Below are 12,945 nucleotides of genomic sequence, written 5' to 3'. Positions count from 1 at the left end.
GGGGCCGGTGTTGATCAGCTGATCAGGCTGACGATCACAGCTTCGTCCACGCCTCCGACAGCGTGGCGCGCAGGATCTGCTCGATCTCGTCGAAGGTCTCCTGGTTGGAGATCAGCGGCGGGGCGAGCTGGACGACCGGGTCGCCGCGGTCGTCGGCACGGCAGTACAGGCCGTTGTCGTACAGCGCCTTGGAGAGGAAGCCGTACAGGACCCGCTCGGTCTCCTCGTCGTTGAAGGACTCCTTGGTGTGCTTGTCCTTCACCAGCTCGATGCCGTAGAAGAAGCCGTTGCCGCGGACGTCGCCGACGATCGGCAGGTCGTGCAGCTTCTCCAGGGTCGAGCGGAACGCGCCCTCGTTGTCGAGCACGTGCTGGTTGAGGTTCTCGCGCTCGAACAGGTCGAGGTTGGCCAGGCCCACCGCGGCCGACACCGGGTGGCCGCCGAAGGTGTAGCCGTGCAGGAAGGTGTTGTCACCCTTGTAGAACGGCTCGGCCAGGCGGTCGGAGATGATGCAGGCGCCGATCGGGGAGTAGCCCGAGGTCATGCCCTTGGCGCAGGTGATCATGTCCGGGACGTAGTCGAACTTGTCGCAGGCGAACATGGTGCCCAGGCGGCCGAAGGCGCAGATGACCTCGTCCGAGACCAGCAGGACGTCGTACTTGTCGCAGATCTCGCGGACACGCTGGAAGTAGCCGGGCGGGGGCGGGAAGCAGCCGCCGGCGTTCTGGACGGGCTCCAGGAAGACCGCGGCGACCGTGTCGGCGCCCTCGAAGAGGATCTCCTGCTCGATCTGGTCGGCGGCCCAGCGGCCGAAGGCCTCGGGGTCGTCGCCGAACAGCGGGGCGCGGTAGATGTTGGTGTTCGGGACCTTGTGCGCGCCCGGGACGAGCGGCTCGAAGGGGGCCTTCAGGGCCGGCAGGCCGGTGATCGACAGGGCGCCCTGCGGGGTGCCGTGGTAGGCGACCGCGCGGGAGATGACCTTGTACTTGGTCGGCTTGCCGGTGAGCTTGAAGTACTGCTTGGCGAGCTTCCAGGCGGTCTCGACGGCCTCGCCGCCGCCGGTGGTGAAGAAGACCTTGTTCAGGTCGCCGGGCGCGTGGTCCGCGAGGCGCTCGGCGAGCTCCACGGCCTTCGGGTGGGCGTAGGACCACACCGGGAAGAACGCCAGCTCCTGCGCCTGCTTGAACGCCGCCTCGGCGAGCTCCACGCGGCCGTGGCCGGCCTGGACCACGAACAGGCCCGCGAGACCGTCGAGGTAGCGCTTGCCCTTGTCGTCGTAGATGTAGGTGCCCTCGCCCCGGACGATGGTCGGGACGGGGGAGTTCTCGTACGAGGACATGCGGGTGAAGTGCATCCACAGGTGGTCGTACGCGGTGCGGCTGAGGTCCTTGGTGCTCACGGTTATCGGGTCCTCACGATTATCGGGTTCCCCACATGTAGGTCTGCTTCTTCAGCTTCAGGTAGACGAAGCTTTCGGTCGTGCGCACGCCCGGCAGGGCACGGATGCGTTTGTTGATGACGTCCAGCAGGTGGTCGTCGTCCTCGCAGACGATCTCGGCGAGGATGTCGTAGGAGCCCGCGGTCATCACCACGTACTCGACCTCCGCCATGTCGGTCAGCGCTTCCGCTATGGACTCGACATCACCCTCGACGTTGATCCCGACCATCGCCTGCCGGCGGAAGCCCACGGTGAGCGGGTCCGTCACGGCGACGATCTGCATCACGCCCTGGTCGAGCAGCTTCTGGACGCGCTGGCGCACGGCCGCCTCGGAGAGGCCGACGGCCTTGCCGATCGCGGCGTACGGCCGACGGCCGTCCTCCTGGAGCTGCTGGATGATGGCGAGGCTCACGGCATCCAGGTGAGGGGTGCTGCCGTTCCTGGACTCGCGGGAGTCCCTGTGCTCTGCGCTTCGACTGGCCACGGCCTCACTGTGCACGACGTCTCGACAGTTCCGCAAGGTCGAGGCGATGAAATTCGTTGTTTACGTAAGGGAGATCTGCGGATTCCGCAGCCTCGACGGGATCGGGGGTGTTGAAAACGTCGGGGCAAGGATTAGTGTGGGTGTCTCAGTCAATGGACACCGAACCTGGAGGGCCGGCAGTGAGCACCGAGCTGGGACGGCTGCGCAAGCTACGCAACTACATCGCCGGCGAGTTCCGGGACGCCGCCGACGGACGGACCACCGAGGTGGTCAACCCCGCGACGGGCGAGGCGTACGCGACCGCCCCGCTGTCCGGCCCGGCGGACGTCGACGCCGCGATGGCGGCCGCCGCCGAGGCGTTCCCGGGCTGGCGCGACACGACGCCCGCCGAGCGTCAGAAGGCCCTGCTGAAGATCGCGGACGCGTTCGAGGAGCGGGCCGAGGAGCTCATCGCGGCCGAGGTGGAGAACACGGGCAAGCCGATCGGGCTGACCCGCTCCGAGGAGATCCCTCCCATGGTCGACCAGATCCGCTTCTTCGCGGGCGCGGCCCGGATGCTGGAGGGGCGCAGCGCCGGCGAGTACATGGACGGGATGACCTCGATCGTCCGCCGCGAGCCGGTCGGCGTCTGCGCGCAGGTCGCGCCGTGGAACTACCCGATGATGATGGCCGTGTGGAAGTTCGCCCCGGCCATCGCGGCCGGCAACACGGTGGTGCTCAAGCCGTCCGACACCACGCCGGCCTCCACCGTCCTGATCGCCGAGATCATCGGTTCGATTTTGCCCAGGGGCGTCTTCAACGTCGTCACCGGCGACCGTGACACCGGCCGGCTGATGGTCGAGCACCCGACCCCGGCGATGGCCTCCATCACCGGCTCCGTGCGAGCGGGCATGTCGGTCGCCGAGTCGGCGTCGAAGGACCTCAAGCGCGTCCACCTGGAGCTGGGCGGCAAGGCGCCGGTCGTCGTGTTCGAGGACACCGATATCGCCAAGGCCGTCGAGGACATCTCCGTGGCGGGCTTCTTCAACGCCGGCCAGGACTGTACGGCGGCCACCCGCGTCCTCGTCCAGGAGGGCATCCACGACGAGTTCGTGGCCGCGCTCGCGAAGGCGGCGGCGGAGGCCAAGACCGGGCAGCCGGACGACGAGGACGTGCTCTTCGGCCCGCTGAACAATCCCAACCAGCTGAAGCAGGTCATCGGTTTCATCGAGCGGCTGCCCGCCCACGCCAAGGTCGAGGCGGGCGGACAGCGGGTCGGCGACAAGGGCTACTTCTACGCCGCGACCGTCGTCTCCGGGCTGAAGCAGGACGACGAGATCATCCAGAACGAGGTCTTCGGGCCGGTCATCACCGTCCAGGCCTTCACGGACGAGGACCAGGCGGTCGAGTGGGCCAACGGCGTCGACTACGCCCTCGCCTCCTCGGTGTGGACCAAGGACCACGGCCGCGCTATGCGGATGTCCAAGAAGCTCGACTTCGGCTGCGTGTGGATCAACACCCACATCCCGCTGGTCGCCGAGATGCCCCACGGTGGCTTCAAGAAGTCCGGCTACGGCAAGGACCTGTCGGGCTACGGCTTCGACGACTACACGCGCATCAAGCACGTCATGACGTCCCTCGACGCGTAGCGCTCCGCTGGGCCGGGCGATCTGTGCGGGTCCGGGTTCGCTGTGCTGGTGCTGGTGCTGGTGCTGGTGCTGGTTGCCGGGTGCCGGGTGCGGGGTGCGGGTTCGCTGTGGCTGGTCGCGCAGTTCCCCGCGCCCCTTGGGGGGTTGGGCTGGTCGTGTGGTTTCCCGCGCCGCCCCTTGGGGGGTTGGGCTGGTCGTGTGGATTCCTGCGGCTTGCGGGGAGTTCGGCCCCCGGTCTTCGGACCGGGGGCCGATCGCTGTCTGATCGACAGGGTGTCGGGTTGCGCGCAGTGTGCTCGACGCTGCGTCGATTGTCCGGGAGCCGGCCCCACGGCATGCTGACGGCGTGCCCCAGACTCCCTCGCTCTCCCGCACCGTCTCCCGCCGTTCCCTGTTGCACGCGCTCGGGGGCGCCGCCGCTCTCGGCGGGCTCGCCGGCTGCGGGGTGCCCGCCGCGTATGTGCGGCCAGGTGACCGCGCCGCGGCCGACCTCTCGGCCAGCGACAAGCGGCTGACCTGGGCGAACTGGCCGCTGTACATCGACACGGACGACGACGACCCCAACCGGCGGCCCACGCTCGACGCCTTCCGCAAGAGCACGGGCATCTCCATCGACTACGTCGAGGAGATCAACGACAACGACGAGTTCTTCGGCAAGATCAGCCCAGCGCTGATGAACCATCAGCGGACCGGCCGCGACCTGATCGTCATCAGCGACTGGATGTGCGCCCGGTTCGTACGGCTCGGCTGGGTGCAGGAGATGGACCGGGCCGCGCAGCCCCATGTCACCCAGTACCTCGACCCACTGCTGCGTTCGCCCGCCTTCGACCCCGGACGCGCGTGCACCGTGCCGTGGCAGTCCGGCATCACCGGCATCGCCTACAACCGGCGGAAACTGGGCCGCGAGATACGCGGCGTCTCGGAGCTGTGGGCCGACGACCTCAAAGGGCGGGTGACGCTTCTGTCCGGCCTGGACGAGGCGTTCGCGCTGCTGATGCAGGGAAACGGCGTGGACGTCACGAAGTGGACCGCCGACGACTTCCATCAGGTCTGCGACCAGGTGGAGAAGCAGGTCGACCGCGGCCAGATACGCCGTTTCACCGGCAACGACTACACCAAGGACCTGGTCAGCGGTGATGTCCTGGCCTGTCAGGCGTACTCGGGCGATGTCATCCAGCTCCAGGCCGACAACCCCGACATCCGCTTCGTCGTGCCCGAGGAGGGCGCCGAGCTGTGGGCGGAGTCCCTGATGATCCCCAACCTCGCCCGGCACAAGGCGAACGCCGAGAAACTGATCGACTACTACTACCGGCCCGAGGTCGCCGCCGAGCTCGCGGCCTGGGTGAACTACGTCTGCCCGGTCCCCGCCGCGCAGGCGGTCCTCGCGGACTCCGACGACGAGGAGACGGCGGCCCTCGCGGAGAACCCGCTCATCTTCCCGAACGCCGAAATGCGCGAACGCCTCGCCATCGCACGTGACATCACCTCCACGGAGCGGCTGGAGTTCGCCAAGCGGTGGAACGCGATCGCGGGGCTGTGACGCCGACCTCACCGGCTTTGCCATCTCTTTACAACCTGCGTCCCGGCTGTCTCGTCTCTTCGCTCGATCCGTCAACGGACCGATGAAAGAGAGCGATTCATGCGACTCATGCCGCGAACGGGCCTCGCCGCCCTGGTAGTTGCGGGCACCGCCCTGTTGGTGGGCGCGTCGCCCGCACTGGCAGACGGCGGAACGCCGACGCCCGGCGCCACCATTGCGGACCAGAGCGCCACGCCGGCCCCCACCGAGGCGGGCGGGGACGCGAGCGCGGTCCCCGCCCCGGCCGATGCCACCACGGCTCCGTCCGCCCTTCCGAGCCAGGTCGGCGTCGTGCCGCGGGGCGGGGCCGACACCGGTGTCGGGGAGCCCTCCGAGGGACACGGCGGGCTGATCGGCGGCAGCGCGGCCGCGGTGTTCGCGGCGGCCGGCACGGGCTTCTACGTCGTACGGCGCCGGAGGGCGACCGGCGCATGAGCCCGCTCTCCAGACGCGCCCTGATCCTCTCGGCCCTGGCGGCGCCGCTGGTCGCGGGCTGCGCCGGCGACCCGGCCGCCCCAGGCGCCGCCGCACGTACGTCGGGCACCTCCCCGGCCCCCTCCGTCCGGGCGGCGCATCCCCTCGCGCGCTCGGTGCCGGTCGGGCTGCGGATCGCGGCCATCGGGGTCGACGCCCCGGTCATGCGGCTGGGGCTGGCCGCCGACGGCAGCGTGCAGGTGCCTCCGGTCGAGGAGCACGACCGCGCGGGATGGTACGAGAACTCGCCGACACCGGGACAGACCGGGCCGTCGGTGATCCTCGCCCATGTCACGGTCGGCACGTACGGGGACGGCGTCTTCCGGCACCTCGACCGGCTGAGCCGGGGTGACCGGATCGGGGCGCGTCTGGAGAACGGCACGACGGCCGAGTTCGCCGTCACCGAGGTGACGACCGTCGACAAGGCGGAGTTCCCGACCGAGAAGGTCTACGGGAACGTGGACCGGCCCGAACTGCGTCTCATCACGTGCGGCGGCCCGCGTACCGGCGACGGATACCGCGACAACGTGATCGTCTTCGCCGCCCTGACTCCCGCGGGAGAACGTTGAAACGGCCCTCTCGGTCCCGTGAGAGGGCGGCGTCCGAGCTGTTCGCCGCCCTCTACCCACGCCTCGCCGGCTGGTGCCGCCGTCTCGTCGACGACGACGAGACGGCGCACGAGATCGCCTCGGAGGCGTTCACCCGGCTCTGGGCCCGCTGGACGGCCGTGGCGGAGCCCCAGGGCTTTCTCTTCGTCACCGCCGCCAACCTGGTCCGCGACCACTGGCGCAAGCTCGAACGCGAGCGCCGGGCCCTGCGCCGGGTCACCGCCGAGGCCGCCGTCGCCCCGCCCGCCGAGCCGGCCGACCCGTCGGTGCGGCTGCTCGTGCAGTCCCTGCCCGACCGGCTGCGCGTCCCGATCCTGCTGCACTACTACGCTGACATGCCGATCCGGGAGGTGGCCGTGCTGACCGGGCGCAAGGAAGGAACCGTCAAGGCCGACCTGCACGCGGCCCGCGAACTGCTCCGCGCCCACCTGAGGAGAAGCCTTGATCACACCTACTGACGACTTCGACGACGGCCCGGACCTCGACCCCGACGACCCCCTCACCGTCATCCTGGGGCCCGTCCCCGGCCACCTCGGGCCACCGCCCGGCCGCTACGAGGAGATCCGCCGCGGCGCGATCCGCCGCCGGCTGCTGCGCACCGCGGCGGGGGTCGGCGCGACCTGCGGGATCGCCGCGCTCGCCGTCCTGCTGCCGTTGCGCCTGACGGCGTCCGACGCACCCGCGCGTCCGGCGGTCCCGCTCGCCCCGCCGTCGGTGAGCGGCCCGTCCACCGTGCCCCCGCCGTCTTCGTCGCCGTCGGCGGTGCCGGGCACCGAGAACCCTACCGAGGGGGGCGCGACCCCGGGCCAGGATCCGCGGTCGTCGACTGCCCCCGTCGACACCGCTGTCCCGACCATCGGCAGCGACCGCGGCGAGTCGCCGGAACCGACCACGGCGAGTGAACAGAGCAGGTCCCCCACGGCGCAGCCCACGCCGTCGGTCGCGCCGTCGGAGGGCTCGCGGGAGTGAGGCCGCCGGGCCGTCACTTCAGCGCGGCCATGGCGATGCGCTGGGCCACCGGGTTCATGTCCTCGCCCTTCGCGTCCGTGGAGTTGACCGAGTAGACGAGGGTGCGGCCGAGGTCGCGGGTGCCGGCGATCAGCGCGCTGTAGCCGTACCGGGCGCCCGACTTGAGCCAGTAGACCTTCCCCTCGTACGCGAAGCGCTGCAGGCCCGCGCTGTAGGAGGCGCCGTCGATTCCGGCCGGGACGGTGAACATCTCGCGCAGTTGCGGCCGGGGGACGATCCTGCCCCGGAACAGGGACGTGAGCAGCCGTTCCAGGTCGGCGGTCGTGGAGATCATGTCGCCGGCCGCGAACCGGTCCGCCTGGTTCCACTCGGTGACGTCCACGAACTCCGTCGTCCCGTCGGCCTTGCGCACCGCCTGGTAACCGTGGTTGTGCGGGCCGATGATGCGCGGGTCGGCGCCGGGGAAGTACGTGGCCCGCATGCCGGCGGGCCGCAGGACGAGCCGCGTGGCCTCGGAGGCGTACGAGCGGCCGGTCACCTTCTCGATCAGCAGACCCAGGATCGTGTAGTTGATGTTGAGGTAGTGCTGCTTCTCGCCGGGGTCGAACTCCGGGCCCTTCGCCGCCGCCGACGCGGCCACCTGTTGCGGGGTCAGCGTGTCGAAGCGGTGCGCGTACACCTCCTCGAAGGAGTCCCCGAGGCCGTCGCCCGGCTGGATGCCGCTGGTGTGGTTGAGCAGCTGCCGCACGGTGATCGGCTGGAACTTCCCGTCGAGCAGGCCGGGCAGGTAGCGCTGGACCGGCTTGTTCAGGTCGATCCTCCGCTCGGCCGCCAGACGCAGGACGGCCGCCGCCGTCACGACCTTCGTCGTCGAACCGGCCCGGAAGCGGGCGTCGGGGTCGGCCGGCGCGGCGCTCGTCAGGTCGTGCACGCCCGCACCGCCCCGCCAGGCGCCGTCGGTGCCGCCGACCCGGACGAGGGCGGCGGTCGCGTCCTGGTCGGGGAGTCCGGCGAGCGCGGCGGTCAGGGCGTCGACGTCGAGGCCGTTCGCAGGGTGCGCCGAGGTCGAGGTCGGGGTCGTGGGAGGGGCCGAGGCCGAGTTCGAGGCAGAGGTCGGCGCGGGCGTCGCGAAGGCGGGCGCGGCCAGCGGGCCCGCGGCGAGGGCCGCCACCAGGGAGGCGGCGAGCACGGTGGTGCGACGGCGAGCGTGCATACGGGGGCTCCAGAAGAAGGGGGCCGGAGGATTCGCCATGATCTTCCGACGAGGTGCGCCCATCGCGGATCGTCGCCGAGGAGGGTGCCCGACCCTGGTCGAACCCTGAGCAACTGCCATGCCACATAGGGGAGTTGCTCAGGGTGCCCCCTACGGGTGCCGGACCGGCTGCCGGACCGGGTGCCGAAAAGTGTTATCCGAGAGCCGCCCCGGCCGTCTCCCTGGTGTGATCTCCGAGCTTGCCAACAGCGGGGTCCCGGCTGAGAGGGTGCGGGCATGAGTACGTACGCCGAAGCCGGCCGGCACTGGCGTGCCACCATCGCCGACGCGCAGGCCGGCGACCGGCGGGCGCTGGACGAGTTGGTGGCGGGCTGGCTGCCGCTGGTCTACAACATCGTCGGCCGCGCCCTGAACGGTCACGCCGACGTCGACGACGTGGTGCAGGAGACGATGCTGCGCGCCGTCGGCAACCTCGGCTCGCTGCGTGACCCCGACAGCTTCCGCTCCTGGCTGGTCGCGATCGCCATGCGGCAGATCCGGGACCGTGCGCGCCGCAGGACGCCGCAGCGCCTCGACGAGAGCGTGCCGCCCGGCGAGGCCGCCGACTTCGCCGAACTCACCGTCCTGCGGCTCCAGTTGGAGGGGCAGCGGCGCGAGGTCGCGGAGGCGGCGCGCTGGCTCGACGACGAGGACCGGCAACTGCTGTCCCTGTGGTGGCTCGAGGTCGCGGGCGAGCTCACCCGCCGCGAGCTGGCCGCGGCCGTCGGCATCAGCAGGCAACACGCCGCCGTACGCGTCCAGCGGGTGAAGGAGCGCCTGGAGGTCTCCCGGGGCATCGTGCGCGCCCTCGACGGCGCCTGCCCCGATCTGCGCGAACTGACCAGCCGCTGGAACGGCCGGCCGGACTCCGTGTGGCGCAAGCGGCTGGCCCGGCACATCCGCGGCTGCGGCTACTGCGGCGACACCCGTGAGTCCGTCGTACCGGCGGAACGGCTGCTCGTCGGGATCGCGCTGGTCCCGGTGCCGGCCGGCTTCGCGATCTCCCTGGCGCTGGGCGGCAAGACGGCCGCCGCGGCCACCGGCGCGGCCTCCGCCGGCTGGTCCGCGAAGGTGCTGACCGCGCTCACCAAACCGGCCGTCGCGGTCACGGCCGGCGCGACACTCGCCGCGGGCGGCGCCTATGTCGTCGTACAGACCCCCGACGATCCGCCCGTCCACGCGGCCGTGGTCCCCACGGCGGCGAGCACACCCGCCGGCGCCCCGTTCTCGCCCAGCCCCGCCACGTCCCGCTCGGCCCCGCCGTCGCCGTCCCCCTCGGCGTCGGCGAGCGAGCCGAGGACGGCCCGGTACGGGAGCGGGGGGGGCGCCCGGGGCCGCGCGCCCCACCCCGCCCCCCCCCCCCCCCCCCCGCCCCCGGGGGCCCCCCCCGGCGGGGCCCCCCACGGCCGCCGCCCCCCCGACCCGGACACCCCGCCCGCCGCCCTGCCGCGGCGGCCCGCCGCGGGCGTCACCAGCAGCGGCGGCGCGCACGCCACCATGAACCACCGCGGGGACGGCGTGACGCTCAGCGGCCAGGGTTACGTCCTGGTGCGCTGGCAGATATCGCCGCAGTACCGGTCCGGCGGACTGGTCATGCCGAGCTGGACGGGGCTGAAGGGCAAGCTCTTCCACGTCGCCTCCGGCGGTGGCCGCCGCATGGACGACCCCGTCAGCGCCACGGACACCACCGCCACCGGCATGGGCAGCACGACCACCGGCCACGTCGTCCTGCCGTCCGGCACCCAGCAGATGTGGCAGAACGAGTACTTCTACCTGGCCGGCAGCGTCACCCTCACCGTGAACGAGCGGGGCGCCGACTACGGCCTCAACGTCTTCCCGACGACCTGGGACGCCGTGGAGAAGGACGTCACGAGCGGCCCCGGCCAGGGCGCCGGGCGCTACGGCCTGGTCCGTGACACCGGCGAGGACGACACACCGGTCCCGCAGTACGTCACCCGCGAGACCCCGGCCGACCCGGCGACGGTCCCTCAGGCCTCGCGCGTGTAGCGGTCCGGTGGGACCGGATTCCGGACTGCTCACGGCGGGCGGCCACCGGATTTCGGCCTGCTCACGGCGGGCGGCCCGGCGGCGGCCGAACGCATCGCCGCCGCCGCGCCCACCGCGCACGTCGTCAAGGCCTTCAACCTGTGCCACGTCGACGTCTGGCGCCTGAACCCACCCGTCTTCGACGGCCGCCCCCTGGCGGTCCCGCTGTGCGGGGACGACGAAGCGGCCCTGTCCGTCGTACGCAGACTCGTGCGCGACCTGGGCTGCGAACCGCTGAACGCGGGGGGACTCGACAGGGCCGGTCTGCTGGAGGCGACGGCGGCCCTGCTGATCCGGCTGTGGCTGGGGGAGGGCGCGGACGCCCAGGCGATCTCGCCGCCGTTGGCGTACGCGGCGGGTCGATACACCTAGCCTGCCGGAGCGGTCAGTCCTGCTTGCGAAGAGCCGTCAGCACCTCGATCCGGTTGGTGGTGATGGAGTCGACGCCCAGGTCGATGAGCCGGCGCATGGACCGGCGGGTGTCGGGGGTCCAGACGGACAGCAGGTGACCGTCGTGGTGGACGCGGGCGGCCAGGTCCCGGTCCACCAGGGAGAAGCGGTAGTTGAGCCAGCGCGGCTTGACCGCGTCGAGCAGCGCCGGCCGCGGCGGCGCCAGGCTGGTGCAGGTCAGGGCGATCTCGGCGGACGGATCGGCGGCGCGCACGGCCAGCATCGCGACGGCGTCGGCGCAGTAGTGCACCCGGTCCGCCGCCCCGGCCTCGCGGACGGCGTCCACGATCCGCCGTGCCGTGCGCACCTCCCGCGTCCCCGGCAGGTCGAGCATCAGCCGGCTTCCCGCGGTCGCCGCGAGCGCCTCCGCGAGGGTCGGCACCCCGCCGGCCGTCAGCCCGCGCACCTCGGCGGCGGAGAGCGACCGCAGCGGCCGGTCCTGCTCCCACAGCCGCTTCAACGTCTCGTCGTGCAGCAGGACCGGCACGCCGTCGCGGGTGAGCCGTACGTCTAGCTCGACGGCGTCCGCGCCCTGGTCGAGCGCGGAACGCAGCGAGTCGAGGGTGTTCTCACGGAAGCGGTAGGGGTCGCCGCGATGGGCCACGGCAGTCACGGTGCGCATGGGCTCATTGTGGCGGCCGCCGGTCCTCAGGTGGCGAGCCGGCCCGTCGTGTAGGCGTCGATCTCGGCCTTGATGCGCGCCTTGCCCGCCGCGTCCAGGAAGGACGCGTCGACCGCGTTCCCGGCGAGGGCGGCGAGGCCCCGCTCGTCGAGGTCGAGGAGGCGGGCGGCGACCGCGTACTCGGTGTCGAGGTCGGTGCCGAACATGGGCGGGTCGTCGGAGTTGATCGTGACCAGGACGCCGGCCCGCACGAACTCCTTGATCGGGTGCTCGTCCAGGGTGCGGACCGCGCGCGTGGCGATGTTCGAGGTCGGGCACACCTCCAGCGCGATGCGGTGCTCGGCGAGGTGCGCGAGCAGCTTCTCGTCCTGCGCGGAGCTGGTGCCGTGGCCGATGCGCTCGGCGCGCAGGTGGGTCAGCGCGTCCCACACCGTCTGCGGTCCTGTGGTCTCGCCGGCGTGCGGCACCGACCGCAGCCCGGCGGCGATGGCCCGGTCGAAGTAGGGCTTGAACTGCGGGCGCGGTACGCCGATCTCGGGCCCGCCGAGCCCGAAGGAGACCAGCCCCTCGGGGCGGATCCGGTCGTCGGTGGCGAGCCGCGTCGTCTCCTCGGCGGCCTCGAGACCGGCCTCGCCGGGGATGTCGAAGCACCAGCGCAGCACGGTCCCGAACTCCGCCTCGGCCGCCTTGCGGGCGTCCTCGATGGCGTCCATGAAGGCGAGTTCGTCGATGCCGCGCCGGGTCGAGGAGAACGGGGTGATCGTCAGCTCGGCGTACCGCACCTGCTGGCGGGCCAGGTCCCGGGCGACCTCGTACGTCAGCAGCCGGACGTCCTCCGGGGTGCGGATGAGGTCCACGACGGACAGGTACACGTCGACGAAGTGGGCGAAGTCGGTGAACGTGAAGTAGTCGGCCAGTGCCTCGGGGTCGGTGGGCACCTTGGAGTCGGGGTGCAGGGCGGCCAGCTCGGAGACGATGCGGGGGGAGGCGGAACCGACGTGGTGGACGTGCAGTTCGGCCTTGGGCAGCCCGGCGATGAAGGCGTGCACGTCACGGGCGCCGGCCGCGGCGGCCGAAGTGGGACCGGCGGGTGCGCCGGAGACGGGGGAGCCGGGGGCTGTCGCGGATGCGTCGAAGCGGTCGGTCATGGGGTCCTCCCCGGGACGGCGCCCCGGGCCGAGCGGGCCGGACGGGACGCGGGTGATCGGCTGATCGATGAGTCGGGATCATCGTAGGCGGAGCGGGCGGGAGACGGTCGTCGGCCTCGCTCGCGGCCCGGCCGCAGCCCACGCGCCGCACCGGCCGCAGCCCACCCGCCGCACCGGCCGCAACCCACCCGTCGCACCGGCCGCCGCCCATCCGTCGCACCGGCCGCAACCCACCCGCCGCACCGGC

At 71.9% G+C, this 12,945-nt stretch carries 13 protein-coding genes; 8 read left to right on the top strand and 5 right to left on the bottom strand.

What is annotated here, in order from left to right; genetic code table 11:
• Window positions 1-34: 34 nt before the first annotated feature.
• On the bottom strand, window positions 35-1,399 hold the full coding sequence (locus tag ACFWBD_RS11285; RefSeq protein WP_385665782.1) for an aspartate aminotransferase family protein: 1,365 nt from the start codon (window positions 1,397-1,399) through the stop codon (window positions 35-37).
• A 19-nt stretch (window positions 1,400-1,418) separates the two neighbouring features.
• Complete coding sequence (locus tag ACFWBD_RS11280) at window positions 1,419-1,937, bottom strand: Lrp/AsnC family transcriptional regulator (RefSeq protein WP_385665780.1); 519 nt, start codon at window positions 1,935-1,937, stop codon at window positions 1,419-1,421.
• A gap of 164 nt (window positions 1,938-2,101) precedes the next feature.
• Here ACFWBD_RS11280 and ACFWBD_RS11275 point away from each other — a divergent pair, with 164 nt between their 5' ends.
• From ACFWBD_RS11275 to ACFWBD_RS11250, 6 genes are all read left to right on the top strand, one after another.
• On the top strand, window positions 2,102-3,550 hold the full coding sequence (locus ACFWBD_RS11275) for a gamma-aminobutyraldehyde dehydrogenase (RefSeq protein WP_385665778.1): 1,449 nt from the start codon (window positions 2,102-2,104) through the stop codon (window positions 3,548-3,550).
• Window positions 3,551-3,896: 346 nt separating this feature from the next.
• Window positions 3,897-5,090, top strand: a complete 1,194-nt coding sequence (locus tag ACFWBD_RS11270) for a spermidine/putrescine ABC transporter substrate-binding protein (RefSeq protein WP_385665776.1) — start codon at window positions 3,897-3,899, stop codon at window positions 5,088-5,090.
• 99 nt (window positions 5,091-5,189) lie between these two features.
• Window positions 5,190-5,564, top strand: coding sequence for a sortase-dependent protein (locus ACFWBD_RS11265; RefSeq protein WP_385665774.1), 375 nt, complete (start codon window positions 5,190-5,192; stop codon window positions 5,562-5,564).
• Window positions 5,561-6,172 carry a class F sortase gene (locus ACFWBD_RS11260; RefSeq protein ID WP_385665773.1) on the top strand — a complete coding sequence of 204 codons (612 nt, stop codon included), beginning with the start codon at window positions 5,561-5,563 and terminating at the stop codon, window positions 6,170-6,172. The genes ACFWBD_RS11265 and ACFWBD_RS11260 overlap by 4 nt, the downstream gene beginning before the upstream one ends.
• The gene (locus tag ACFWBD_RS11255) at window positions 6,169-6,669 is read left to right on the top strand and encodes an RNA polymerase sigma factor (RefSeq protein WP_385665771.1); all 501 of its coding nucleotides are present in this window, start codon (window positions 6,169-6,171) and stop codon (window positions 6,667-6,669) included. The genes ACFWBD_RS11260 and ACFWBD_RS11255 overlap by 4 nt, the downstream gene beginning before the upstream one ends.
• Window positions 6,653-7,180, top strand: coding sequence for a hypothetical protein (locus tag ACFWBD_RS11250; RefSeq protein ID WP_385665770.1), 528 nt, complete (start codon window positions 6,653-6,655; stop codon window positions 7,178-7,180). Before ACFWBD_RS11255 ends, ACFWBD_RS11250 begins: the two co-directional genes overlap by 17 nt.
• 13 nt (window positions 7,181-7,193) lie before the next feature.
• Here ACFWBD_RS11250 and ACFWBD_RS11245 read toward each other — a convergent pair whose 3' ends face one another.
• A complete protein-coding gene (locus ACFWBD_RS11245; RefSeq protein WP_385665769.1) occupies window positions 7,194-8,393 on the bottom strand; it encodes a serine hydrolase domain-containing protein in 1,200 nt (399 codons plus the stop codon).
• A 276-nt stretch (window positions 8,394-8,669) separates the two neighbouring features.
• On the opposite strand from ACFWBD_RS11245, the gene ACFWBD_RS11240 reads away from it, so the two are divergent.
• Together ACFWBD_RS11240 and ACFWBD_RS11235 are read left to right on the top strand one after the other, a co-directional pair.
• A complete protein-coding gene (locus ACFWBD_RS11240) occupies window positions 8,670-10,439 on the top strand; it encodes a sigma-70 family RNA polymerase sigma factor (RefSeq protein WP_385665766.1) in 1,770 nt (589 codons plus the stop codon).
• A 249-nt stretch (window positions 10,440-10,688) separates the two neighbouring features.
• Window positions 10,689-10,850 carry a hypothetical protein gene (locus ACFWBD_RS11235; RefSeq protein WP_385665764.1) on the top strand — a complete coding sequence of 54 codons (162 nt, stop codon included), beginning with the start codon at window positions 10,689-10,691 and terminating at the stop codon, window positions 10,848-10,850.
• Window positions 10,851-10,863: 13 nt separating this feature from the next.
• Here ACFWBD_RS11235 and ACFWBD_RS11230 read toward each other — a convergent pair whose 3' ends face one another.
• Window positions 10,864-11,550, bottom strand: coding sequence for a glycerophosphodiester phosphodiesterase (locus ACFWBD_RS11230; protein WP_385665762.1), 687 nt, complete (start codon window positions 11,548-11,550; stop codon window positions 10,864-10,866).
• Between the two features lie 26 nt (window positions 11,551-11,576).
• Window positions 11,577-12,698, bottom strand: coding sequence for an adenosine deaminase (locus ACFWBD_RS11225; protein ID WP_385665760.1), 1,122 nt, complete (start codon window positions 12,696-12,698; stop codon window positions 11,577-11,579).
• Window positions 12,699-12,945 lie beyond the last annotated feature (247 nt).

The organism is Streptomyces sp. NPDC060002 (assembly GCF_042737245.1).
Taxonomy (GTDB): domain Bacteria; phylum Actinomycetota; class Actinomycetes; order Streptomycetales; family Streptomycetaceae; genus Streptomyces.
The sequence above is the reverse complement of the archived record's forward strand: the minus strand, read 5'-3'. Positions and strand labels throughout refer to the sequence as shown.